Annotated in this window: 19 protein-coding genes and 1 pseudogene; 7 read left to right on the top strand and 13 right to left on the bottom strand. The window is 40.0% G+C overall.

From position 1 onward, the window contains the following. Window positions 1-25 precede the first annotated feature (25 nt). Window positions 26-1,561, top strand: coding sequence for a DUF3612 domain-containing protein (locus ABIS04_RS18980; RefSeq protein ID WP_350432091.1), 1,536 nt, complete (start codon window positions 26-28; stop codon window positions 1,559-1,561). A gap of 76 nt (window positions 1,562-1,637) precedes the next feature. Here ABIS04_RS18980 and ABIS04_RS18975 read toward each other — a convergent pair whose 3' ends face one another. From ABIS04_RS18975 to ABIS04_RS18955, 5 genes and pseudogenes are all read right to left on the bottom strand, one after another. Next, a complete protein-coding gene (locus ABIS04_RS18975) occupies window positions 1,638-2,978 on the bottom strand; it encodes a HAMP domain-containing sensor histidine kinase (protein ID WP_350432090.1) in 1,341 nt (446 codons plus the stop codon). Next, window positions 2,942-3,619, bottom strand: a complete 678-nt coding sequence (locus tag ABIS04_RS18970; protein ID WP_350432089.1) for a response regulator transcription factor — start codon at window positions 3,617-3,619, stop codon at window positions 2,942-2,944. Before ABIS04_RS18970 ends, ABIS04_RS18975 begins: the two co-directional genes overlap by 37 nt. A gap of 43 nt (window positions 3,620-3,662) precedes the next feature. Continuing rightward, window positions 3,663-4,421, bottom strand: a pseudogene (locus ABIS04_RS18965) (hypothetical protein). Between the two features lie 25 nt (window positions 4,422-4,446). After that, the gene (locus ABIS04_RS18960) at window positions 4,447-5,256 is read right to left on the bottom strand and encodes a hypothetical protein (protein WP_350432087.1); all 810 of its coding nucleotides are present in this window, start codon (window positions 5,254-5,256) and stop codon (window positions 4,447-4,449) included. Window positions 5,257-5,435: 179 nt separating this feature from the next. Next, window positions 5,436-6,293: a hypothetical protein gene (locus ABIS04_RS18955; RefSeq protein ID WP_350432085.1), complete on the bottom strand. Its 858-nt coding sequence runs from the start codon at window positions 6,291-6,293 to the stop codon at window positions 5,436-5,438. A 332-nt stretch (window positions 6,294-6,625) separates the two neighbouring features. Between ABIS04_RS18955 and ABIS04_RS18950 the strand changes: the two genes are divergently transcribed. From ABIS04_RS18950 to ABIS04_RS18930, 5 genes are all read left to right on the top strand, one after another. Then, window positions 6,626-8,146, top strand: a complete 1,521-nt coding sequence (locus ABIS04_RS18950; protein ID WP_350432084.1) for a flavocytochrome c — start codon at window positions 6,626-6,628, stop codon at window positions 8,144-8,146. Between the two features lie 29 nt (window positions 8,147-8,175). Beyond that, on the top strand, window positions 8,176-8,535 hold the full coding sequence (locus ABIS04_RS18945; protein WP_350432083.1) for a cytochrome c3 family protein: 360 nt from the start codon (window positions 8,176-8,178) through the stop codon (window positions 8,533-8,535). A gap of 443 nt (window positions 8,536-8,978) precedes the next feature. After that, a complete protein-coding gene (locus ABIS04_RS18940; RefSeq protein WP_350432082.1) occupies window positions 8,979-10,223 on the top strand; it encodes a hypothetical protein in 1,245 nt (414 codons plus the stop codon). 121 nt (window positions 10,224-10,344) lie between these two features. After that, window positions 10,345-11,469 (top strand): hypothetical protein, encoded by a 1,125-nt coding sequence (locus ABIS04_RS18935; RefSeq protein ID WP_350432081.1) that lies wholly within the window; start codon window positions 10,345-10,347, stop codon window positions 11,467-11,469. A 456-nt stretch (window positions 11,470-11,925) separates the two neighbouring features. After that, entirely contained in the window at window positions 11,926-13,227 is a 1,302-nt protein-coding gene (locus ABIS04_RS18930; protein ID WP_350432080.1) for an anaerobic C4-dicarboxylate transporter, read from the top strand. A gap of 33 nt (window positions 13,228-13,260) precedes the next feature. Here ABIS04_RS18930 and ABIS04_RS18925 read toward each other — a convergent pair whose 3' ends face one another. Continuing rightward, on the bottom strand, window positions 13,261-14,127 hold the full coding sequence (locus ABIS04_RS18925; RefSeq protein ID WP_350432079.1) for a LysR family transcriptional regulator: 867 nt from the start codon (window positions 14,125-14,127) through the stop codon (window positions 13,261-13,263). Window positions 14,128-14,247: 120 nt separating this feature from the next. Between ABIS04_RS18925 and ABIS04_RS18920 the strand changes: the two genes are divergently transcribed. Next, window positions 14,248-14,889 (top strand): TetR/AcrR family transcriptional regulator, encoded by a 642-nt coding sequence (locus tag ABIS04_RS18920; RefSeq protein WP_350432077.1) that lies wholly within the window; start codon window positions 14,248-14,250, stop codon window positions 14,887-14,889. A 332-nt stretch (window positions 14,890-15,221) separates the two neighbouring features. Here the strand turns inward: ABIS04_RS18920 and ABIS04_RS18915 are convergent, their stop codons facing one another. From ABIS04_RS18915 to ABIS04_RS18885, 7 genes are all read right to left on the bottom strand, one after another. Beyond that, window positions 15,222-17,312, bottom strand: a complete 2,091-nt coding sequence (locus ABIS04_RS18915) for an EAL domain-containing protein (protein WP_350432076.1) — start codon at window positions 17,310-17,312, stop codon at window positions 15,222-15,224. After that, window positions 17,312-19,657, bottom strand: coding sequence for an ATP-binding protein (locus ABIS04_RS18910; RefSeq protein WP_350432075.1), 2,346 nt, complete (start codon window positions 19,655-19,657; stop codon window positions 17,312-17,314). The genes ABIS04_RS18915 and ABIS04_RS18910 overlap by 1 nt, the downstream gene beginning before the upstream one ends. Beyond that, window positions 19,654-20,187, bottom strand: a complete 534-nt coding sequence (locus tag ABIS04_RS18905) for a YfiR family protein (RefSeq protein WP_350432074.1) — start codon at window positions 20,185-20,187, stop codon at window positions 19,654-19,656. The genes ABIS04_RS18910 and ABIS04_RS18905 overlap by 4 nt, the downstream gene beginning before the upstream one ends. A 10-nt stretch (window positions 20,188-20,197) precedes the next feature. Beyond that, window positions 20,198-22,240: a TonB-dependent receptor gene (locus tag ABIS04_RS18900; protein WP_350432073.1), complete on the bottom strand. Its 2,043-nt coding sequence runs from the start codon at window positions 22,238-22,240 to the stop codon at window positions 20,198-20,200. Between the two features lie 371 nt (window positions 22,241-22,611). Continuing rightward, window positions 22,612-23,148 (bottom strand): YfiR family protein, encoded by a 537-nt coding sequence (locus tag ABIS04_RS18895; RefSeq protein WP_350432071.1) that lies wholly within the window; start codon window positions 23,146-23,148, stop codon window positions 22,612-22,614. Between the two features lie 10 nt (window positions 23,149-23,158). Continuing rightward, a complete protein-coding gene (locus ABIS04_RS18890; RefSeq protein ID WP_350432069.1) occupies window positions 23,159-25,195 on the bottom strand; it encodes a TonB-dependent receptor in 2,037 nt (678 codons plus the stop codon). A 503-nt stretch (window positions 25,196-25,698) separates the two neighbouring features. Beyond that, complete coding sequence (locus ABIS04_RS18885) at window positions 25,699-26,880, bottom strand: NAD(P)/FAD-dependent oxidoreductase (protein ID WP_350432067.1); 1,182 nt, start codon at window positions 26,878-26,880, stop codon at window positions 25,699-25,701. Window positions 26,881-26,996 lie beyond the last annotated feature (116 nt).

Here is a 26,996-nt window from a genome sequence, read left to right as displayed (position 1 = left end):
AATTTTACAGTGTGAATTATACAAAATGAGAAATGAAAAAAGCTTAATGCGAAAGACCCATTTTTTGGGCACAAAGATAAGAAACTTGCGTAAACGCAATAACTTAACCATGGAAGACTTGTCTGCCCGTTGTGTACGTGTCGACTCAGGAAATGCACCGTCTGTGTCATACCTGTCGATGATCGAACGCGGAAAACGAGTCCCAAGCGCCGCTATGTTGGCGGTAATCGCGGCTGTATTTCAAAAAGAAGTGGACTGGTTTCTGGATGATGTGCCAGACGATGAAGCGATTACCCCCGAAAAAGGCAACAAAGGTGGCATTAGTGGTATGCCGCTTGAGCCGAGTTTTTTGTTTTCTAATGACATACTTCAAATTGCTATTCCTGAAATGCTGTCGCAAACAGGGACCAGCGGGCGTCAATTTGCCCATTTGCTTATTCGCGCCCACCAAGAACACCATCAAAATCATTTTCCTGATTTAGAACGCGCCGCAGAAGAAGTCGGCTTAAAACGGATGCCACTTGCTACCGAAGATATTTTGGATATAGCCAAAGGCGTGGGCTTAAAAATTAAATGGATCGACCGTGTTCCGCAAGAAGTTATCAACGAAATGGGCATCAACTCTAAGCAATTGGTGACCTCATTTTTTGAACCTCCAGGCACTATCTATATCAGTAAAGTCTTGAAAAATAGACCCAGCAGATTGAAATACGATTTAGCTGTGCACATAGGCCATTGCGTTTTGCATAATAAAGATGGCTTAAAAAGTGTGATGATGTCAGGTCGTCGCGATGACTTTGATGACGCACTTATTCCTCAATCCAACACCTTGAATGCACAAGATATTTTGCATGCTTGGCGAGACTTTGAATCGAGCTTTTTTGCGGGTGCCTTACTTTGCCCTAAAGTACCGTTCCGGCAATTACTCGACCGTCATGGTTATGAAATTAGCGTGCATAAACAATTGCAAGTGTCGGCATCAGTAGCCATGCGCCGTATGACGGTAGTGTCACCTTATCCACACTGGCATTATTTTGATGCTTACGCACCGGGTAAGTTAAAAGCGGTTTATCGAGGCAATGGTATTCCGTTGCCTTGGGGCAACATGCGTTTAGTAGAAGATCCGTGTCAACATTGGGCCGTGTTTAGGATGATCAACGAGCCAGTTGAAGGTACCTCTGCACAAATATCGATTTTAAATGTCGGTAATGAACCGCGGATTTATTGTTGCGAATCAATAAAGGTTGATGATTCAGCAGGTAATCCGCATGTGTTATGTGCCGGAATAGATTTAAACCCAGCTATCGAAGCGCAAGGAAAAGATGCCCAATCAATTGCTAACGATCTTAAGCAAGCTTGTGTTACCGGTGGTGGTGCCGTCGCTATTCCTAAGCATATTCAAAAAGATCTCACCAGCGTTGCAAAAATTCTTAATATTAACTGGATTGAGCGAGGCATTAAAAAAGATGCCCAGTTAATTTGCTCGCGAGGAGCAGTGTGTCCGCGGCAACCAAGTTGTTATGCCGCTGGGCGTAACTTATGTGAGGGAGATCAAGGCTAATTTGACCTTTGTTGATGCCGCATCTGCATAAGTTGATGCGGTATAACAGGCGTGATTAAACGGCACCTCAGTCCTGTTAAAGAGCAAACCGCACTGTAATGCAAAGCCCGCAGTTATTGACGGCATCGGTTGGCGCTAAGCTAATTTTTGCGTCCATTTGCTGCACAATACTCGCCACAATCGCTAATCCCAAACCTGAGCCATATTCGTTACTGCCCAAGACTCGATAAAAGGGTTCAAACACTTTTAGAGCTTCATCTGTGGCGATACCTGGACCTGTGTCTTTGATGGTCATCTCAATGTATTGATCTGTTTTAGTAATGCTTAAATCAATTTTACCGCCATTTGGGGTATAGCGAATCGCATTGTCGATAAGGTTGTGAATTAAGGTTTTTAAACGAACAGGATTGGCATTGAGTTCGGCGTCGTTATCTTGGCTAAAGCCCAAATCAATCTCTTTCGCTTCTACCAGTGGGTATAGATCTTCAATCACCTCAACGAACACCATTTTTAATGATATTTTTTGAGGTTGTTGGACGCTGTTATCTTGTTGACGCGCCATCGACAATAGTTGTTCTAGTAGGTGAATACTGCGACCTATTCCGGCTTGTAGTGCATTAAGCTTTTGGCGCGCATCGTCTGTTAACTCTGTCTGCTGAAGACGTTGTGCCTGTAATGACAGTGCAGTTATGGGCGATCTTAATTCATGAGCTGCATCGGCAATAAAACGCTTTTGGCTAGCAATAACCTGGCTATTTTTGCTGAGTAAACGATTAATTGCCTCAACAAAGGGCACAATTTCACTCGGCAATTGAGTGGTGGGAATTAGCTGTAGGTCGTGCTCAGTTTGACGGTCAACTTCGTGGGCTAAAATACTAATCGGGCCAAGAATTTTACCTAGAATATACCCCAGTAATAACAGTAAAAGCGGAATTAATACTAACAATGGCATCAGAGTATGCAGCGCGGTTTCAAACGCAATATCGTCACGAATAGCAGTATCTTGGGCGATGGCGATACGTTGAGTGGATGACAATGTGCGTACAAACACTCGCCAAGATTGGGTGGCTAAATTCACCGTATGAAATCCATCGGTTAAATTGCTCGGCAAGGCTAGGGTATTTTGGGCTAAGGCATTACTTGCTGGGTTGCTACCCAATAACTGCACTGAAACCTGAAACTCCAACTGATCTTGGCTTAACGGGGTGAGTGTTCCGTCGTTTAGCGTAAGCGAGTAATGGTCAAATAACACTGCCATTTGTTGCAATACATCATCTTGGAGCTCATGGGCTTCTTCAAAGGCACTGCTAAAGGTAAAGCTGGCGGCTATGACCGCAACAGACAAAATGGCCGCTGAAATCCAATAAGATAAGCGTGTTTTTAACGAGTTACTGGGGCGTTTTTTGACACCATCCATCCTACACCTCTGACATTTTTTATGGTTTCTGTACCCAATTTCTTACGCAAACAATGAATTAAAAACTCTACCGCATTACTTTCTACCTCTTCACCCCAGCCATAAATTCGTTCTTCTAAATCACTTTTTGAATGAATCGAGCCGGGTCGAATAAGCAATGTTTGCAGTAAGGCGAACTCGCGGTTAGAAAGTAAAATATTATCTTGAGTGAGGGTTTTGGCTTCATGTGTGGCTGGGTTTAGCCAAACAATATTATTGGTTAACTCAGATGTATGTTGGTTGGCACTGCGCCTTGTTACTGCACGAATACGTGCCAGTAGTTCGGTTATATCGAAGGGCTTAACGAGATAATCATCGGCACCTAAATCGAGCCCTTTGACTCGGTCTTCTAGGCTGTCTCTGGCGGTAATAATGATCACCGCCAGTGCGGGATGCTGAGCTCGAATATATTGCATTACTTGCAAACCATCCAGTTTCGGTAAGCCAAGGTCGAGCAACACCACATCATATTGCTGGCAACGTAAACTGTGTAAGGCCGCTTCGCCGTCGCATATCCAATCGACCGCGTAGGCGACATCTTTTAAGGCGCTTTGCATGGCATCGCCAATCATTTTATCGTCTTCTACTAATAAAATACGCATAGCACCTCAATCGGACATAATGACATAAAATGAAAAGTCTTTATTAATGATGTGTTGTCGCGGCTTGCTGCTTAAATAGCATTAAACACAACACCATACCAAAGAGTAATGCGGCCGACGCACTAAAGCGACTAAATTCTAATCCACCATGGCTAATGGGTTTATCTAAAAAGTCACCCACCACGGCACCTAAAGGTCTGGTTAAAATAAAGCTTAGCCAAAACAACAGAGTGCGAGATATTGAGCTCCAAAGATAGGCAGCTAATAACACTAATAACAGGCTACCAAATATTAACGCACTGGCATCATAACCAAGGCCTGCACTATCTACTGTCCAGTCGCCTAACGCTGTACCCAAGGTTTGCGACAGTAAAATTGTCACCCAATAAAAGCATTCGGTTTTGGTATTGTTTATCGACTGATTAGACAGGCTACCTGCAGAAGCGTACCAAATTGAAAATGATACGCACAATAAGCTCACCAGTAACAATGTGCCACCGGTATAACCTATGCCTAATGAGCGGTCGGCAAAATCAGCCATCGTTGTGCCAGCCGTTGTTGTAGCGATAATGGTGGCCCAATAAATACTCGAAGAATAATGTTTACTGCGAATTTGTATTGCTACCGCTATCGCGAATAAACCGATAAAAATAACTGAGCTAACTAAGTAGCCGAGGTTAAGCTACATTGATAAAGCATCTCCTGCCGTTTCGCCTAAGGTGGTGGCCAGTATTTTTACCAACCAAAATATTAAGGTGACTTGTGGCACTTTAGTCAGCGCCTGCTTTTGTAGTGTGTCCATATCGATGCTCACTTATGTTGATAGATTATTGGCTTTTTTGCTGTTTGGTGCGAACGGTTAGGTATGCCACAAGTGCAATAATAATCACTAAAAACACAATGCTGGTGCTGGTGGTACCAAACCCTAGGCCGCCTTTACGAATGGGTTGTGACAGTAAGTCGCCGATAGATGCACCCAGTGGACGAGTTAATATATAAGCTAGCCAAAAGCACAATACGGCATTCGCCTTGAAGCGATAAAAGACTAAGCTTATCAGCGTAATTAACCCACCAAATACGATTGCCGACATGCCATAACCTACATTCATATCTTCCGATACCCAATCGCCCACAGCAGTACCAAGTGCGAAGGTAAATAGAATGGCCAACCAATAAAATAGCTCACGTTTAAGAGTGACAATGGAGTGGATGGATAAGGTGCGTTCTTTACTGAACCAGTATGCAAATGTTGCCGCTAATAATGCGCTAAACACCGCTGTCGATACCGGTAGAGGCACATCGAGTTTGTCTGTGAGAATGTCGGTGACTAAGGTGCCAAAAATACTGATAAGCACCACAACACTCCAATATGCACCTGGGCGATATTGGCTTTGTTTAAGCTGCACCCATAAGGCGAAAAGTAAAAATACTCCCATGATGATGCTGGTATTAATCATGCCTACGTGAAGATGGAAGCTAAGATAATCTGCTGCGGTTTCACCTACAGTAGTTGACATCATTTTTATGACCCAAAAAATCAATGTTATTTCGGGCACTTTATTGAGCCAACCGTGTTGCGGTGCATTGCTGCTATTTGGGGTATTGCTGGTTACTGGTGTTATGACTATTGGTTTCATGTGGACTCCTGATCCAGTAGTGAAACATGCTGTAGTCATATAGTGCCGAGCAATACTTAGCCCAAACATAGGGCTAAGTATTAAGTGACTTTTTACTTATTTTGTAGAGTTAATCCCCAGTGCAATTCTGCCAATGCCTTCAGAAAGGTGATGCTGGAAAACCGCAATCGTTTTGTAGATCATTTTAGTTCATCCAACTCTATATACACTCTTGAAACCGTAGTCATTGGACTAGTGGTTTTTAGCTTTGTGCTTGCGGCTGATAAAGTCGTGTTTTTAGGTGCAGTATCAGGCAAAGCTGCATGCAGTTGTGCTTCATCATTAAATAAGTTTGCCGCATCAATAGGAATTACAATTTCTGCGGGTAAGCTATTGCCGACATTATCGAGGCGTACAATGTGATCGGCATCAGGTCGAGTCGTCAGGCGTTTAACGAGAAACTGTACCTTATCGTCAGGGGTATTATTAATCTTAAGGTAAGTATTGTTGTTGGCTTTTTGTAGCTCAAACTGGGTATCTAATTCATTGAATACTAACACCCTCGCCACGGTTAGCCCTTGGTTCTTCCATTGCATTTCTCCGCCACGTTCAAAATGGCCTTTAACAATATCGACGCTTAAATGATTGATATGGTTTGGGTGAGCGGGAGATAACATTGATAGGTCAAATTGTTGCGGCACTATGGTCCAAATCGGATATCCGCTAGCTGCTGATAACGTTAAGCCGTTGATTACTGCTGTGTTGATTTGAGGATCATCAAAGGTTAGCTGTAACACGACTTGGGCATTATGTGGAGTGTGAAACATCGGTAAATGCGAGGCAAATAAACCATATTCACTGCCAAACAACAGCATGCCGTGCAGTCCAACCCGAACTTGTGGCGTTACCGGGCTATTCGATGAGGTATCAATTTGTGTCGCATTGGCGGTGATCGGCAGTAGTATCAAGATGGCCAGTAAACCCCGATACACATCATGGTAAAAGCGACGCATGAATAATGGCGTAACCAGTGTGGTGTTATAGCTATTTAGAAACATATTTAGCGGCTCTTCTGTGTAGATGGCAGATGGGGCCGTCCCCGATGTGAATACCTGTCGATGAAATGTGGTGCATGTCAGGCTGAGGTCGTCCTCAAAGGGTTAATCATATCGATTAAATAAATATTTAACCAGTTGTTATGCAGGGTAACTCACAATATGGATTCAGTTCCAAAAGTAACCCTATGCAGTAATTTTATTGAAAGTCCTACCTATAATTGATTAGTCGATATTCGTTGTTCTTTTCACCAAACATTAACAATAGTTCCCGTTTTGGAATTGATTCCAAAGATATGATGAATCGTCAATTATATAAAAAGGGGTGATAACCTATGAGCAATATAGATCTATTAGGGCGCCGTAAGTTTATTGCAGGTCTAGGTATTGCTGCAGGTGCAGCAATGGTAGCACCAGCAATGGCAATGTCTGAAAAGGCTGACGGTGTTAAGTGGGACAAAGAAGTTGAAATACTCATTATTGGTTCTGGTTTTGCTGGCTTAGCAGCTGCAATTGAAGCGACCAGACTGGGTGCAAAAGACGTTCATATTTTTGAAAAAATGTCATATTTTGGTGGTAACTCGGCTATTAACGGTGGGCTTTTTGCCGCACCAGGCACGCCGATGCAAAAGAAAGAAGGCGTTAAAGATTCGGTAGACCGTATGGTTGCTGACCAGATTTTATCTGGCCGTGGTGTCGCTGATGAAGTTTTATTACGCCATATTGCATCTCACGCACTTGAAGCATTACAAATGACCTTAGATGTTGGTGCTGAGTATCATCCATATTTACAACAATTAGGCGGTCATTCGGTTGCGCGTACCTATCAAACAGCTGTTAGTTGTGGCGCAGGTATTACTCAACCTTTGTATAAAGAGTGTAAACGTATTGGCGTTAATACCCATAACCGTTCAAAATTTGAAGGGTTCCTCATCGGTGATAAAGGTGAAGTCGTTGGTGTTAAAATGCGTACCAATTATCACTTTGAAGAAAATCAACCTGGTAAGGTGTTGAACATTCGCGCTAAACGCGGTGTGATTATGGCTACTGGCGGTTTTGGGCAAAATGTTGATTTACGTATGGCACAAGACCCAACCTTAACTTCAGAAGTGGGTTGTACCAATGCACCCGGTGCAACCGGTGAGGGTATGCTTGAAATGTTCCGCTTAGGGGCTATTCCTGTGCATTTGGCATATATTCAGTCAGGTCCTTGGGCTTCACCTGACGAAGGTGGCTTTGGTTACGTATCTAACTACTCTATTTTCAACTTCCCACATTCAATTGCGGTTAACCGTTTAACCGGTAAGCGTTTCATGAATGAAATTGCCGATCGTAAAACCCGTGCTGATGCTGAATTAAGCTGCCGTGATGAAAAAGGTAATGCATTACCACCGATTTTGATCACCAGCTATAACGATTCAAAAGTACATCCAAATACCGAAAAAGTGATTAAGTACAATGTCGGTTGGAAGTTTGATTCAATCGAAGAGTTGGCAAAACACTTTGATGTACCTTTAGAAGCCTTGAAAGCACAGATTGCTGAATACAATGGCTTTGTTAAAAGCGGCGAAGACAAGCAGTTTGCTAAAGATATGACTATGGCGAAAAACAAATTGATCGAAGCGCCATTTACAGTGGTGCGTTTATGGCCAAAAGTACATTACTGCCAAGGTGGCGTAAAAATTAATACTAAAGCCGAAGTGAAAGATAGTTTGACTGGTCAATCGATTCCGGGTCTTTATGCTGCTGGTGAAGTCAGTGGTGGTATTCATGGCGTGAGTCGTTTAGGTAGTTGTTCTATCCCAGAATGTATGGTGATGGGCATGACAGCAGCCCGTAGTATGATGAAAGCTTAGTAAAGACCAGTATACAAGAGGAGTTATTGATGAAAACATTAAAAATTATGCTTGCACTGGCCTTACTTAGCCTAGCCAGTTTATCAGTTCAAGCCACAGAAATAAGAGATTACCATAAAGATGTTATCGGTAATGACTGTAAAACTTGTCATGATAATGGCATCAAGCAGTTCCCATCAGACGAAGCCTGTTTGCAGTGCCATGATGTTGATGACTTAGCTAAGCAAACGATGCCAGCTAATGAAGAAGACAAGTGGCAAAACCCACATAACAATCTTCACTATGGAAAAGATGTACCTTGCCAAGAATGTCATGGCGAGCATACACCTAAAAAACAACCATTGTGTAATAGCTGCCATACGTTTAAATTTGAAGGCTATAAGGGGTAAGCTAATTTAATAAGATATTAATTTAGTAAAAAAACTGTATGTTAAATAATTAACATGCAGCTTTTTATTAGTTTATTTTTAATTACTTTAAGATTAATTTTAAAGTTCTTTTTTAAGGCTAATTTAAAAAGTTAAATTAGTTTTTTATTGTTTATAATATTCTTGTTAATCGTGGCGTTAATTAGGCTTTTGTTTATAAACTTCGTTTAATATTTGTTTTAAAGTTTATGTGTTTATATTAATTAATCTGTCGTTGCTTTCTATTAATTACATATTTTAATTGTGATTTAATATTTAATATTTAATATTTAATATTTAATATTTAATATTAAATATTTAATATTTAATATTTAATATTTAATAAGTATGTTGAATGTAAGTTTTTGGAATCAATTCCATCGTTAATATCTTGCTAACGTTAATAATAAAGCAAGAGAGATGTTATGAGATATAATGCGCTGTTCGTTATGATGATGTTGTCTAGCTCTGCTATGGCAAGTGACTTACCAAATTTTTTAGATTCCAATGATATTAATAATGCTGAGTTCACCTGTTTAGGTGATGAACCACAGTATGATAAAAAAGATCAGAAATATGTTGATATATTATGGAATGAAACACTGCAATATTTAGAATCATATGCAGTAGCATTAACTAATAGTGAAAACAGTGAGTGCTTAAATTCCGACGAAGCTATGTATGATTCTACCGACGGCGGTAAAAACATGTGCATCATGGATCGTCGAGATATGAAGTTAATGGTTAAAAACATTTACCAAGTTATCAATAACCCAAATAAAGCTAAAAAGTGTTTTGGTGCCCGTGAAGATGTTAATTGGATATACAGTCCTGGTGGAGAATTAGAACAAAACTCTCCGGTTGCTAAATGGCTTAAACGTACAACATTTGAGAGCTTTTTTGATACAAAAGTCACTAATAAAGATGTCCGTAAAATTGGCCAAGAGTTCACTAAAAACTTTGCAAAAATGGTCACCGGTGACGAGGTGAAAATGCCTTCAGCCTTCCCAACCGATATCAGTGCTAATGCATTGCCTAACTTATGGGCTGCAGCGGGTTGGTTCCCAATGTATGCAGAAGAAAGTAAACGCAATGATAAAAATTTCAATAATATACGTGGCGGTTATGCCTATGCGGAAATTTTTGGTCATTGGGGCTTACTTCGTATAGATGAAATTAATAAACAAAAAGTTGGTGCGGAAGTTGGCATGACGGTTCAGTCGGTCGACACCCTATATCCATACCATAATCATGCAATATCAGAAATTTATTACAACATGCGACTTCCTGCTTGTACTAATGAATTTACAACTTTCGCAGTGCGTGAAGATTCTAAGCTTGTCACTACAGTGCGTGAAGACGATAAAGTAAGAACTGTACAATTTGATGCTGATCAATTTAATGCTCAAAGCCAGTGGAAATCAGGCAGTGCAGAACAAGATCCTCTCGTGTATTTACACCAAAATACCATCCATGCTTTCCATGTCGATGGTAGTTGCGAAGCCAAACCAGAAGAGCGCGCGCTAGTGTCTGTCTGGGCAAGAAGTAATGCTAATGACAAACGTAATGACTATGGCACCACATTGCTTTGTGAGTCAGCTAAAAACCCTGGAACTCCTGCTCACAGTAATGAAGTTATCCAGTGTGATTTGACCAAAATGAAATGGTAATAGTGTAATCATTTTTTGGCGATGAACATGTTAACCATCGCCTGTTAAATGGATAAATATTATAAATTTAATATTTATCCATACAAGAATTCTAAGAAATAAATAAAAGTTTGAGGGTGTTATGAAAAAGAAATATTTAGGTTTAGCGATTGGTGCTGCTATTTTAGCCTCTGGTCTAAATCCAGTTATTGCCGCTGAAGATGGATTGAATATAAGTGGTTCTGTAAGAGCTAATTATAGTTACAAACAATATAGTGATGCATCTGAAGATAAAAGTGGTGATTTCGACTTTAATTTATTTGGTATAAAAGTCGAAGATAAGTTTGAAAATATAGGCGTCGTTGCAGAATATCGCTTTATGAAAGGCTATGACTTTTTAAAGTATGGTTATGCATATTGGGAAGCGAACGAAGACGTTACTGTCAAAGGTGGTTTAATTAGTAAGCCATTTGGTAATAAAAACTATACTTCGCATAACTGGTGGTACAGCCTTAATTACTATATGGGCTTTGAAGATGATTATGGCATGGGCCTTAGTGCTGAATATGAAAATAATGGTTGGCTAACTGAAGCATCATTTATTCAAAAATCCGCTTATGGCGGAAATGATTATCGAGACTTTGCTGGTACCATAGCTTCTGGAACAATTAATGGTACAACGTATAATAATGAAGAAAACAATACCTTCGATTTAAGACAGAGTTACACAATGACAAGCGGTGACTTAACGACTGTGTTGGGTGTTTCTTTAGAATATGGCGAATTATATAATTCTGATGCTGGCGAAAGTGGTGATACGTTTAACTATGCTGCTCATGCAGATTTTACATATAGTGATTGGAATGTACAGTTACAGTATTTAGATTTTGATTTTGATCAGTATGATGATGGCGCAGTTGATACCAATAAAATTGGTGTTGGTATGTTGTCATACTCTTTTGAAGTTGCCAGCAAAGGCCAAATCTATACAGCTAATATTGCGAAGAATTTCAAAACATCATGGGGGAGTTTTAAGGTTTATAATGACTTCAGTATGATAACGCCTGACACTGATGATAATAGTTTCGATGATTCATTGCTCAACACAATAGGCGTCGCAATTTCATATAAAAAATTATATACATATGTAGACTACTATACGGCTAAAAATGTTGTTTGGTTAGGTGGTAGTAATAGTTTAGGTCTAAAACAGGCTAATGATGATTGGGAACATCGGTTTAATATTAACGTGGCATATTATTTCTAATCAAAAAATAGCAATATGACTTTAAGAGTTGCCAATGCCCCCCTCTGGCAGCTCACCTTTAAAGTCAGTCAACATTGATCTGTTTTTGCTGTCACCCGCTAGTAACATGTAGCGGGTGTTTTCAGTCTTTCCGCTGCATTGTGAAGTGCGATGGAATATGACTCAATATAAATGTAGTTCGACTTCTATGAGTTTAACAAGCGAGTCTGCTTGGTTAAACAGACCCATAGGAAAGCATTAACGCCCTCTAGATATCAACATATTTAATACTTTTTAATCATACTTATATGAGTGAAATTTGACCTTGATAATCAATTAATCTGTGCAGTATTCAGTAAATTGATCCATATCTATATTCCCTAAAGCTTAACAAGCTAGTATTCCGCTCTGGCACTGTGCTGATCTATATTCTGCAATTTAAATGCAGCGAATAATGTTTAATATTGAGTTTATTTTATGATGATTTTAGAGTTAATAATTGTGCTTGGGGCCATTTATCTTGGTGCAAGAATGGGCAGCATGGGGATTGGTTTTGCTGGTGGTGTTGGGGTGTTAATTCTCACCGCAGGCTTAGGGTTAACACCTGGCGCAATACCCATCGACGTGATGTTGATTATTATGTCGGTTATTACTGCTATTGCTGCAATGCAAGAAGCTGGGGGCATGGAATATTTGGTGTCGATAGCCGAAAAGTTTCTGCGAAAACATCCGAAACACATTACCTTTTTAGCACCAATTGTTACTTATTTAATGACCTTGTTTGCCGGTACAGGCCATACGGCTTTTTCTACTTTACCCGTGATAGCCGAAGTCGCCAAAGAACAAGGGATACGCCCTTCGAGGCCTTTGTCTATTGCCGTTGTTGCTTCACAAGTTGCTATAACGGCCTCACCTATTTCGGCGGCCGTAGTGTTTTTATCGGGTATATTGGAACCCTATGGTGTGGATTATTTGGTGCTGTTAGCCGTGTGTATCCCATCAACATTTATTGCCTGTTTAATTGGCGCGGCTGTGGCGTCAATGTTTGGTAAACCTCTGGAACAAGATCCTATTTATCAACAACGTTTAGCCAATGGATTAGTCAAAATCCGAGGCAAGACTCAAGTAACACTTCAGCCTAGAGCTAAACAGTCGGTAGTGATTTTTTTGGTGGCGATTGTGGCTGTGATGTCTTATGCCACCGCAATATCGGATAAAGTGGGTTTGATTACCCATCCTGTATTGTCGAGAGATGTGGCCATTATGCTGTTTATGTTATCAGCCGCAGCAGCCATAACCTGGTTTTGTCGTATCGACGCCAGTAAGATTTCTAATGCATCGACATTTAAATCTGGTATGTCGGCGTGTATTTGTGTGTTGGGTGTGGCATGGCTAGGCGACACCTTTGTGTCTAACCATATTGATGAAATAAAAGACGTTGCAGGCACCTTACTTCAAAACCAACCTTGGTTGTTATCTGTGGCGTTATTTTTTGCTTCAATGTTGTTGTATTCACAAGGTGCGACAACCAAAGCGTTAATGCCTGCGGCGTTAGCTATTGGCGTGAGCCCATTAACCGCTGTCGCATCGTTTGCTGCGGTGAGTGCATTATTTGTATTACCGACTTACCCAACTTTATTGGCAGCGGTCGAAATGGATGACACGGGGTCAACTCGAATAGGTAAAGCGGTATTTAATCACCCATTCTTGGTCCCAGGCGTAGTGACTATTGTATCGAGTGTGTTGTTGGCATTTTTGTTCGGCAGTTTTATGCTGTAAGGCATTATTGAACGTATAGGTTTTGAGGCTGGGCTAGTAGAGCTTATAGCCTTTGCGTTCGACATTGGCTTTAATTAAATTAATTAATTGTATCGTTGCAGGTGTTTGAGTGTCTGGATTGAGGTAAAGCGACTCGTTAAATACAGGCAGTGGTGGTAAGCCGTACTCAATAGGATCTAAAATCTGCATTTGATCGTTAATTCTAAATTCGGCTACAGGTGCAACCACTAAATCATTTTCTACTGCCATGCATAACGCTTCTGGTGATGGTGTGGACAGTAAGACTTTGATAGGACGCATAGACAGTTGATGATTAGCAAATACTTGGGCTCGAATAGGGCAGTTTTCTGGGTATAATCCTACGGGAAAGGTTTTTCTCTGGTGAGCATTTCCTTTAGCCGCAGCAACCCAATGAAAGCGACGGGTAAATAGCAATTCACCGTTTGTTGGTAATTGCCAGTGAGTCGCTACAATAACGTCAAATTCACCTTGATGCAGCCGTTTGAATAAATTGCCACTCACGTCGGTATCAATAACTAACTCTATAGTTGTAAACTCACGGATAAATTCTAATAAGAAGCTGTTTAGGTAGCATTTTATAAAATCGGTAGGCACACCAAGGCGGATCACCTCATGGTTTTGACCTTCCTTTAACTCATCGAGTGCTTGCGAGTTAAGTTGCATCATTTTATAAGCATAGATAAGCAGCGTTTCACCTGACTCGGTCAAGGTGACGCCTTTGTTGTCCCTTATCAGTAAAGACTTACCGACACTTTCTTCAAGTTTTTTAACTTGTAGGCTTAATGCCGATTGGGTACGACAAATTTTATCGGCTGCTTTAGACAAGTTGCCACATTCAGCGATAGCGATAAAACTTTCAAGTAATTCAATTTTTAACATGGGCTATTGAATAAGTTCATAGTGGTATCAGTATTACTCAATTTGCGCTATCCACAAAGCTTGCTATGGTGTAAATGTGAAGTTGAAAAGATTTCATCTATATCTTAATAGGGGGGGGATATGAGCAGCTGGGAAAAACGTGGTAATTACTTAATTGAAGTGTCGCAACGGTGCCTTAAAGGCCACAAAACCTTTGATTTATGTCGCTCGCATTTAGTCCAAGCAAGCCAGATATCTAAAGGCACTATTTATAATCATTTTTCCTCAGAGGCCGACTTAATTGTAGCTGTTGCCTGTGCCGATTATCGCCATTGGTTAACGCAAGCTGAACTCGATACGCAGCAATATAGTGATCCCTATTTACGGTATATTTTTCATCATTGCCAACGTTTGTACCACATCTTACTTGAACAATCTTTTGTCATTGCTAGAGTGATTCCTAATGAGTCAATATTAATACAAGCTGGTGATTATTACCGTGACCGTTTTGAGTGCTTGAGTTCACAATATAAGCAATGGAATACCCAAACGCTAACCGAGATTGGTGACGTTGGGGGGTTTAATCGTAATGAGTTGCTTTGTGACTATTTGCGTGGCGCTATGATTAATAGTGACGATGCACAAAAACACCCCGACGATGCAGAAATGTACTATCAGTTTAGTTATGCCATGACCCAGCTTATGGGCCATTCAAGTAAACGTATGCCAACTATTAAAATGTTTGTACAGTGGTTAGCCGATAAGCAGGAACAGAAGAGCTAAGGTTATTCTAAAATAGAGATATGGGTTCTAATTATTAAATATTAATATAACGTTGAGGTTTAATAGGTTACGTCATCAAATCTAGATTTTGTCATTGGTATTATTCTATTTTATCTAAATTTGAACAAGGATAGCGTGGGATGTCCCCGCCCAATCGGTGGTTGTTACTTTTAACGCTTAAACTCCATGGTTCTATCTTGTGTAGACACCAAATATTCCCGAGTCTGATAAATCAGGGCTAGTACTAAATTGCGATAGGCATTAACGCGCTTATTGTAAATTGGGTGCTTTACTGCCATTAACCTATATTAAACACCGCATACCAAACTATGCTATTCCTGAGGTAAGGGTTTACCAAATAAGTAACCTTGGAAGTTACTACACCCCATAGTCTTAAGTAGTTCATGTTGTTCTATATATTCGACACCTTCAGCGATAGTACTGAGACCTAAATTAAGCGCGAGTTGAATAATTGTACGAGCGATAGCCGCATCTTTTTGATTATTGACAATTCCATCTACAAACGATTTATCAATCTTCAATGTATCTATGGGAAAATTCTTCAAGTAGCTTAATGAAGAGTAACCCGTTCCAAAATCATCAATCGCTAACTTTAAACCTAATTCTTTGAGTTTAAACAGTAAAGGGATAGCTTCTTCTATATTACTGATAATGGCAGATTCAGTAATTTCAAGCTCGAGTAGGTTGGGTGCTAAATCAGTCTCAAGCAGTGCGTTTGTGACATGTTCTAATATGTTTGCATGATTGAATTGTAAGGCAGATAGGTTGACGGCCATACGCTCAAAATTCACATTTGTAGCATGCATTGTTTTTGCTTTTTTACATGCTTCAAGTAAAGCCCATTCACCGATGGGAATAATTAAGCCGCTACTTTCAGCAATAGCAATGAAATCAATAGGTGCTAACAAGCCTCTTGTGGGATGGTTCCAACGTAATAATGCTTCGTATCCAACAATTTTCCCATCAATTGAATTAACTTGTGGCTGATAATAAAGAACTAGCTGGTTACCTAAGGTTACGGCTTCTCGAAGTTCGGCTTCAAGTTGAAGTCGGTCCATTAATGCTTTATGCATCTCATGTGAGAACAGTTGGTAACTATTTTTTCCATTATTTTTGACTTGATACATGGCTGTATCTGCATGTTGCAATAATACATCGCCAGTAGCACCGTCATCTGGATAAAAGGATATACCTATGCTTGCCGAAATAAACGTTTTCTGACCCTGAATAAAGAAGGGCTTGGAGAGTGAATCAAGAATTCGCTGAGCAATAATAGCAACATTTTCAAGCTGCTCTAATTGACATAACAGTAGCGTGAATTCGTCACCACCCAAGCGGGCAAGATGATCATTTTCATTTTCATATTCAAGCCTAGTTCCCACACTAATTTGATCCGATATACGTACAGAATCTTTAATACGTTGGGCTGCTTCACATAATAATTGATCGCCAGCTTGATGCCCCAAGCTATCATTTATTCTTTTGAAGTGATCTAAATCGATAAACAGTAATGATAATTTGGTTGTTTGCCGCTTTGCTAAAGCAATAGCTGAGTCCAATTGCATAAGAAACTTACGTCTATTGGGCAGATCTGTTAACGTATCATAAAATGCATAATAGGCTATTTCTTGCTCTGATTTTTTTCTATTGGAGATATCATGTAATGTGCCGTTAAGGCGTGGTTCACCAAAATGATAAGTGATATCTGTTCTGTCATGCAGAGTAATCACTTCGCCACTGCTATGTAAAATACGATACTCTATATCATACGGTTTTTTGGCCTTTAAGGCCCCCATGACGGTTGTCTTTAAGAAACTCCGATCATCAGGGTGAACAACTTCTAGCAAATAAGGCAGCGTAATTTTAACTTCTTGAGGCTTCAAACCAACCATACGATAAACTTCATCAGAACAGTCTAATGCATCGGATTTAAAATCCCACTCCCATGAGCCCAAGTGGGCAATACTTTGTGCTTTGGCAAGCTTGTTTTTACTGTTAGTTAATTCCTTTATCGTCTTATTGGCTTTAAGAACATAATGGATTCGATGGCTAAGCAGCGGCCACTGAACGGGTTTTGTCATAAAGTCTGTAGCACCAACATCGAAGGCTTTTTTAATGTCTTGAGGCTGATCTAAGGCGGTAATCATAATAATGGCGACATTATCCCCTCCGGGTAATGAGCGAATGACAGAACAGCATTCAAAACCATTCATCATATCCATCGATACATCGAGTAGTATTAGATCTGGTAAATGCTTGGAAAACTGCTCTATGGCTTCTTCTCCACTACAGGCTTCAATAATCTTACCCACAGACTGACTCAGTGTCCGACGCATTAGCAGTCGAATGACGGGATCATCGTCAACAATTAACACCACATCTTGAAGAGTATTTAATTCCATTAGATATACCCCTCCAATTTTAGTAACAATGCTGCAGTTGTTTGTTCAAATGCCGGTAACAAGGAATCCGAGAGATTATTAGCATCACTTAAGTGGTCATTACGTGCAAATAACTCTATTTGACTCGCTAATGTCTGAATCTTTATCGCCCCTAAATTGGCCGAGCTGGACTTTAGTGAATGTGCAGATTTAAATACCTGATCAGTATTTTTGTCTTCTAATCCTCTAATAATACTAGTAATTAATTCTGGCGTGTTTTGTAAATACATATCCACGATACTCTTCACCAAATCCGTTGAGCCATCAGGAGAGATTTGATAGATGTCGTTAAGAGGGCCATCAATTAACACCAAGGGTTCCTGGTCATCAATTGCATCGACATTTTCGGGGAGACTTGCTGGTTCAAATACCCATTTATTTAAGCATTCTGATAAATTCTGGCGGGTAAAAGGCTTTAAAAGTGTATCTTTGGCACCAACTTGACGAAATAATCTTTTAACATTGGGTTGAATATCTGCTGTAAGGGCTATGATAGGTGTTTGATGATTAATACAACTCTCACCTAGCTTAGTGATCGCTTCCGTGGCAACTATTCCGTCAACTAACGGCATATGGTAATCCATAAAGATTATATCAAATTTTTGCTCTTTCGCTCGAGTGATAGCTTCTTGGCCATTATTGACAATTTCACACTGATGTCCCAAAGATTCTAACAAACTTTTTACTACCAATTGATTGACCGCATTATCTTCTGCAACAAGCACTGTCGACTTCCTGTACACCCCTTCTACGCTATCATTAGTGATAAACACTTCTTTAGCAGGGAGTGCATTGTCTACAGGCACAAGCGGGATGCTAAACCAAAAGTCACTGCCTTCATTTAGAGTGCTTTCGACACCATAACGCCCATTCATTAATACAACTAATTGCTGGCAGATGGCTAAACCAAGGCCCGTTCCGCCAAACTCTCGTGTGATAGAGTTATCCGCCTGCATAAAGGGAGTAAAAATCGTATCTAATTTAGTTGTCGCTATGCCAATCCCAGTATCTTTAATCGTAAATGTAATGAAAGTATCTGATGCTTCAACGTGTTCGCTCACCTGTATAACAATAGAGCCTTGACGAGTGAATTTTATTGCGTTTGAGATAAGATTATTAATAATTTGCCGTATTCTGAGAGAGTCTCCTAAGTAATTTATGTGCTTTAATGGCGATATGACAACATCAAAATCAAGATTCTTTTTCTGTGCGGTAACTTTATGAGATTGGCATGTAAAGGTGACAAGATCAGCTAAATTAAACTCTCTGATGTCTAAATCCATTTTATTGGCATCAATCTTAGAAAAATCCAGTACCTCATTTAATAACACCAGTAATGTTTGGGCTGAATCGTTGATCATTTGAACCGTATTGGAAACCTCTTTAGTTAATTCAAAAGACGTCAATAAATCTGAAAATCCAATAATGCCATTTAGCGGTGTTCTGATCTCATGACTCATTACGGCTAAAAATTCAGATTTTGCATGATTCGCTTTTTTGGCAAGCTCGAGTGTCTGTTGTAATTCAAAGGTGCGCTCTGAAACACGATTTTCTAAATCATGATTGATGGCTTCCAGTTGTCTACCTCGAGCATCCACTTCGGCGATCATTACGTTAAAACTTTGCGCCAGTTGAGCGAACTCATCATGAGACTTGATGCTCACGCGCTGGCTATAGTCTTTTTTATTTGAGATTTGCTCGATGACATGTAAAAGCGTATTGAGCGGTTTGGTGAATAAAGACTGTAACCAAAACATAACCAATAAACTTGCAAAAAAAGCAAATACACTTGTGGAAACAACCAGAATTAAATAATCATCCAGTTGCTGGGATTGTGATTTCATATTATCGGTGATTTGTAACACGCCCACGATCTCGCCTTCAGAGATCAAAGGGGTATAAGAATAAGCACTATCACGGTTAAATTTAATCAACTTTTTCTTAGAAGATACAATGTTGATTAATTCCTGCCGATCCGTTTCTACTTGGTAAGCATCACTACCTTGATATAAAGCAAATTCGTTACCTGTAATATCATAGATAGCCGCATGGACGATATCGGGTTGTGCAATGAGTGCCGATAAGGTTTTTTCAGCTGAAACTGGATCGTTAAAAATAACCGCTGAGAGGCTATTGCTCGCGACAATATCACTTAACACCGCTAAGCTTTGTTCTGCCTTTTCTTTAGTAATGGCATATTGCTTAGTGATTAAGGATGTAGAGATGATGACAATGACAAGAATAGCGATCGCTAGCATTGAAACAATTAACTTGGTTCGAATTGATGCAAAATTCATTAAATTCATCGCTTAACCTCGAGTGCTAGTTTCAATACCTGTGAACTGATGTTTAAGCCTGATTCCTCTAACACCTTACTATTAATATTGAAATATAATCGCTTATCCTGCTCGACGATTTCAATCATGCCTCCTTGCACTGCAAAACCGGAAATATCTGACACCGTTAAAATAGGTTTATTCTCGACAGCCAAAAACAAACGACGAATTAACTCTCTAGAATTCGCATCTATAAATACCACATCACACTGTTCTATTTGGCTTGTTTCTAGTAACGGAATAGCCGTGATTGACTTATTCGCCAATGTTTTATCGGACAGTTTCATAAAACTGTCGTGAAATTGATTGCCAAAGAAACAAATTTTCCATGGAGATTTTTCATTAAGCCGCGATTCTGGCCACTGAGTAAATTTAGCAAAGTTATAGGTAAACGCTGCTTTTAAATCAAACGAGTCCTGGGCTATAGATGCATGCGGAAGCAGAGCAAATATAACTAATAATAAATAAAGTAACTGTCGACTCGAGTTAGCTTTTTTCATGGTTTCGGCCTTAAAAAGTTAAGGTCGCTTTAACGTAGTAACTGGGGCCTACTCGATAAGGAAACTGTAAACTTTCTCCTTCATACTCAAGGTGGGTTGGATGAAGTAAATTTTTCCCGTAGGCCGACAGTGTAACATCTGGTATAATTCCCCAACTCAGTCCAATATCGACGCTGTTGTAACTATCGATTGTCTTTTCGCTTGTGTTGTTTTCGCTGATAACAATCGTGTCATCGACAAAACGCCATACAAAGTTAACGTCAATATCGTCAGTAATATTCCAATCGATTATGGTCGATAACATATGCTCTGGTGCATCAGTATTCTGCGCTGAGTTGTCACCAAACTCGCTTTTAATGAAGCTGTAGTTAACCCTTAACTGAAGTGTATCGGAGGCAATCCACAATGAAGACAACTCGATCCCATAATTATACCCATCGTAGTTATTCTCAAATACGGTATCTTGCGAAATATAATTAGGAAATGTACTGAAATCGGTTTCACCAATTGAGGTGCTGCGCAGTTTGTCATAATCGTTATAAAACACAGTAGTATCAAAAGACCATTGGCTTACAGGAATAAAACGATAACCCACCTCGTATGAGATGATTTCTTCTGATTCAAAATTGTCGCTACCTGACACCCATACTTTTACCAATGGAGATACATCAGAAGGCGGAACATTCAGCGCATTTACTGAAATATTATCTTCTAATCTTGAGGGGGTTCTTATTGCGCGAGCGATAGAGGTCCATACATTATTTTTTGCGTCTAACTGCCACATAAGACGAATGTTGGGCTGAACTTCAAATCCAGTGTAATCGTTGTGCTCAAAGCGCGAAGATAGAGTAAGCCACAACTCGTCTTTAATAAGCATTATCTCATCACTGAGGAATGCACTCCATAAATCAGTATTCGTTTGGTTTGGCTCGCTGCTGGTTAAAAAAGTGCGCAAACGAGAGTCTACTTCATCTTGTATATAACGGTATCCTAATTCCCAAACAATATTATGATTCTGCCCAACAATTAATTGATGCTGAAAATCAATATCAAAGGTATCACTGCGTATATCATACCTATCTTCTTTTCTACTTGCGTAATCGTAATAAGTTTGCACACTATATTCAGAGGTTGCTGAGAGCGCTTTAGTGTATTTTGATAACAGGTTAAAGCCATCGCTGCTAACTTCGTCAGAATAAAACTCGCGGTATAACGGCGCCTCTGGAGATGCGATATTCGATGCTTGTTGCATTTGAGTGGTGTAATAATCACTGCTGAAAAACAGGCTGGTATCGGTTTCTAATTGTATATCAACACGTCCCCCAAATTGCAGGTGCTGCCAACTATTATCTTTACTCACACTGTCTAATACACTGTGCAAACTACTATCTACATCACTTTGGTAAAACTCAAATGAATCTCTTTCATGACCCTTTAAATATATTCTCGAGGTCACTTTGTCGGATAATGTAGAACCATAACGAAATCCTGCAAATCCTTGCTCATAATCTCCAGCTCCAAGTTCAGCATAGCCACCTAGGGTATCCGCAGTGTGTTTGGTAATAATGTTAATGACCCCGTTAACCGCATTGGCGCCCCACATCGCAGCGCTTGGCCCCCGAATAACTTCGATGCGTTCAATATCGGCCATGAGTGTGTCTTGTACCTCCCAGTAGACACCTGAAAATGCTGGAGAATACAAGGTTCTGCCATCCATCAACACCAATAATTTGTTGTTATAGCGACCATTAAAACCTCGACTACCAATGGCCCATTTTTGTGAGTCAATTTGCGCAACATGTAGCCCAGGAACATCGCGAAGAGCCTGGGGGATTGAGGTCGCCCCAGAGCGACGAATACTCTCGCTTGTGACGACATAGATTGCAGCAGGCGAGTTAGACAAGGGCTGCTTTTGTTTTGATACTGAGGTAACTTCAACATTCATCAACTCTTGCAGACTGAGATCCAGAGAGTTTGACTCGGTTGCGATGGCAGTGAAACTGACTATAAAAACAAATAGTGTAGCCAAAAAAGTAACTTTCAACTTTAACATTTCTTAATGGTTCCTTCACAAATCTAAGGGGATACATGTCAATTGATTAACGTATCAAAAGTTACACAATGAATTTTTGCTTTAAAGTTAAAAGGGTATGCCATATGGTAAGATTATGTACTATTTTTAGGTGATTCAACATTAAAACAATCACCAAATTGATCCGTTTGTAAACTTATATTCATTTTTGAGAACATGAGCATGAATATTGGCACCATTGAGCTGTGTACGTTCTCATCATTTAAGCCTAAAGGTTAGCTACTTCCGTGAGTATTGTTCTTTTGGGTATAAAATTGTAACGTTATTGAGGGAGATTTAGATGGCTAGAATGAGCGGATAAATAATAATGTTATTAGGAAAATAACGTTTCATCATCGTTTAACTTCGAGTGCTAATTTTAATACTTGTGAACTGATTTTTAATCCTGATGCCTCTAACACTTGCATATTAACCTTGAAATATAACCGCTTATCTTGTTCGACAATTTCAATCATCCCGCCCTGCATTTCAAAGCCCGAGATATCTGAAACCGTTAAAATCGCTTTGTTCTCTACTGCTAATAACAAACGATGTGTTAATCCTCTAGAATTAGCATCAATAAATACCACATCACACTGTTCTATTTTACTGATGTCTGATAATTGAATAACGGTGACAGGCTGAGTGGTCAATTTTTTATTAGCAAGCCCCATAAAACTATCGTGATATTGATTATCGAAGTAACAGATTTTCCATGTAGACATTCCATTGAGTCGTGATTCAGGCCACTGGGTAAACTTAGCAAAGTTATAAGTCAACGCGGCCTTTAATTCGAACGCATCCTCCGCCATAGAGGTACGCGGAAGCAAGACGATTCCCATCATCCATAATGAATACAATAACTTTCGGTTAAAGCAGGTTTTTTTCATGATTGTAAGCTTAAAAAGTTAAGCTTGCTTTAACGTAATAACTCGGCCCAACTCTATAAGGGAATTGATAGTTCTCGCCTTCATACTCAAGGTGAGCAGGATGAAGTAAATTCTTTCCGAATGCCGATAACAATACATCAGGAGTAACTGCCCAGTGCAACCCAATATCTACACCATGGTAGCTATCAATGGTCTTAGTGCTAAGGTCATTGGTATTGATAACATAAGCGTCACCCATATATCGCCACACTAGATTAAGATCGATATCATCAGTAATGCTCCAGTCCATCATTGTCGACAACATATGTTCTGGAGCATCAGTATTTTGACTTTGATTTTCACCAAACTCATTTTGAATAAAGTTATAATTCAGTTTGAATTGGATAGCATCGGTTGCAACCCACATAGAAGAGAACTCGAAGCCATAATTATGTCCTTTGAGATCATTACCAAATGTTAAGTATTGCGAAATATAATTAGGAAAAGTGCTGAAATCTGTTGTGCTGGTGAGAGCACTGCGGAGTTGACTATAATCGTTATAAAATACTGTTGAGTCAAATGACCATTTTTTTGCAGGTGTAACACGGTAACCCAATTCATAGGAAATGATTTCTTCAGATTGATAATCCTCGTTACCAGCCACCCATATACTGACCAATGGAGACTCAACCGAAGGCGGTATATTTTGTGCGTTAACCGATAGATTATTTTCTACCCTAGATGGTGTTCTGATTGCGCGAGATACAGAGGCCCACAAATTATTTTTTTTATTCAACTGCCACATTAATCGAATATTGGGTTGAACTTCAAAGCCTGTGTAATCAAAGTGTTCAACACGCGCAGCTAAAGTAAGCCACAATTCATCATCTATTAACGTCATCTCATCACGAACAAATGTGCTCCATAAATTAGTTCGAGTTGATGCTGACTTACTGCTAACAATAATCGTACTTTTGTCAAAATCGTCATTTATGAAGCGGTAACCTAGTCCCCAGACAATATTATGATTTTGCCCTAAAAGCAGTTGATGCTGGAAATCAATATCAAGGGTTTCACTACTAAAACCATACCAATCATCGTCTCTTTTTGCATAATCGTAGTAAGTTTGCAGACTATATTGAGAAGTTGGCGATAGCGCTTTGGTGAACTTTGATAACAGATTAAAGCCATCGCTGTTTACTTCATCATTATTATATTCAATATATGATGGGCCAACTAATGTTGGATAATAAGATGTCTGCTGCATTTGAGTGCGATACCAATCACTGCTCAACATTAGGCTTGTGCCGGTCTCAAGCTCTATATCAACGCGGCCCCCGACTTGCAGGTGCGTCCAGTCGTTATCTTTATCAACACTTGCAGAAGGCCCCACAAGATAGTCACCGAGATCCTGCTGATCATGCTCAAGAGAGTCTTTACTATGACCTTTTACATACACCCTTGATGTTGCATTATCTGATAATGTCGAACCATAACGAAAACCTGCAAATCCTTGTTCATAATCACCGGCGCCTAGTTCTGCATAACCGCCAGAAGTGTCCGCACTGTGTTTGGTGATAATATTAATAACACCATTTACAGCATTCGCTCCCCACATAGCCGCACTAGGGCCCCGTATCACTTCAATACGTTCAATATCGGCCATCAGTGTATCTTGCACTTCCCAATAGACGCCTGAAAATACGGGTGAATAGAGGGTTCTGCCATCCATCAATACCAATAATTTATTGTTGTAGCGGCCGTTAAACCCACGGCTACTGATAGCCCACTTTTGCGAATCAATCTGTGCTACATGAAGTCCGGGCACATCGCGAAGAGCTTGCGGGATTGAGGTTGCCCCAGAATGACGAATATGTTCACTCGTTACTACATAGATAGCAGCGGGTGAGTTAGATAAAGGCTGCTTTTGTTTTGATACAGAGGTCACTTCAACATTCAGCAACTCTTGTAGACTTAGATCCAGAGAGGTCGACTCGGCAGCGATGGCTGTGGAGCTCGTGAACAAGCCCAATAATGCAGCATAAGAAGTAACTTTTAGCTTTAACATTCTTCAATAATTCCTTCACGGATCTAAGAGCAGGCGTGTGAATCTAATGATTAAAGCATCAAAAATTACACTATGAATTAACACTATAAAGTTAAAATGGTATGGCGTAGGGTAATATTATGTACTATTTTTGGGCAATTCAACATTAAAGGAACCAACAAATCGATCCGTTTGTAAACTTATGTTCATTTTTGAGATCATAAGCATGAATATTAGCCCCATCAAGCTCGGCATTTTTTCGTGATTGATATATCGGCAGAAGGCGGGCAGTAAATAACGTCATTGAAGATGACTTAATTACTATTGACGGTAAAATATCATTGTATTTATTGTTGTGGTAAGTAATTACTCATTTTTAGACAATCTTTTAGGGTTAAATAACAATAAACAAATTAGCTATTGAATCTTAAATGATTGTCTTTGTTTAATTCCATCATTTTTATTAAACAATACTATGTAAGCCGCCCACCGCAATTGTCTTCGCTCCAATTCCACGCTTACAACTAAACCGCCAGCCCAGCAGCAACACCAGAACTCCAAGCCCACTGGAAATTAAATCCACCTAACCAACCACTTACGTCCATGACTTCACCAATAAAGTATAATCCAGAGACCTTGTTCGCTTGCATGGTTTTAGATGACAGTTCATTGGTATCTACACCACCTAATGTTACTTCTGCGGTGCGATAACCTTCGGTGCCGTTCATTACTATTGACCAGTTATTGAGTTCATCAGCCAATTTTTCACGTTCGCCGTGTCCTAATTGATTGAGGGCTTTATCCAGTTGAGACTCTTCAAATAGGGCTTCAACCAAGCGTTTTGGCAACCACTGACTTAGGGTATTGCGTAGGCTTTGTTTTGGATGATGTTTAAGCGCAAATTCAATTTTATCTAATGCATTTTCACCGGGTAGTAAATTGATTGAAATCGCTTCACCGGGATGCCAGTAATTTGAAATTTGTAACACCGCAGGGCCTGACAAGCCGCGATGAGTAAACAATAAGGCTTCACTAAACTGGGTGCCATCTTGTGCCGTGATAGTGGTTGGCACTGCAATGCCTGACAATGGCTCAAACCGGATTTTTTGATCTGCATGCCAAGTAAAAGGCACTAAGCCAGCGCTGGTAGGTAATACTTTTAAGCCAAATTGCTCAGCAAGCTTGTAGCCATAAGGCGTAGCACCTAATTTGGGCATGGACAAACCGCCAGTAGCAATCACTAACGACTCACAACTAAAGTCACCATTTGAACTGGTTAAAATAAATCCTGTGTCGGTTTTATTTACCGATAATATCTCGGTGCGTAGCTTAATTTTAACGCCTGCCCATTCGCACTCGGTCGTCAACATGGTAACGATCTCTTTCGCGGAGTCATTACAGAATAACTGTCCATGATCACGTTCATGGTATTCAATACCATGACGTTCAACCAATTCAATAAAATCGCTTGAACGATAGCGCGCCAATGCCGATTTTACAAAGTGTGAATTACCACAAATAAACTGCTGTGGTTCAACTTTTTGGTTGGTGAAGTTACAACGGCCACCACCACTGATAATAATTTTCTTACCCGCTTGTTTGGCGTTATCTAATACCAACACATCACGACCTCGGTAGCCCGCTGTAACAGCACACATTAATCCTGCCGCACCGGCGCCGATAATGATTACATCATGATGTTCCACGCTATACTCCACACGTTAAAATTGGTTGTTTTGGGTTTAATTGATAAACATTAAATGCAAAAAAGGATGCTATTTTAGCATCCTTTTTGGTATCTACTCACGGTTAAGTTAGCCGA

This window comes from Shewanella sp. H8, assembly GCF_040285065.1.
Taxonomy (GTDB): domain Bacteria; phylum Pseudomonadota; class Gammaproteobacteria; order Enterobacterales; family Shewanellaceae; genus Shewanella; species Shewanella polaris.
Note: the sequence above shows the minus strand (reverse complement) of the source record. Positions and strands in the feature narration are given on the sequence as shown.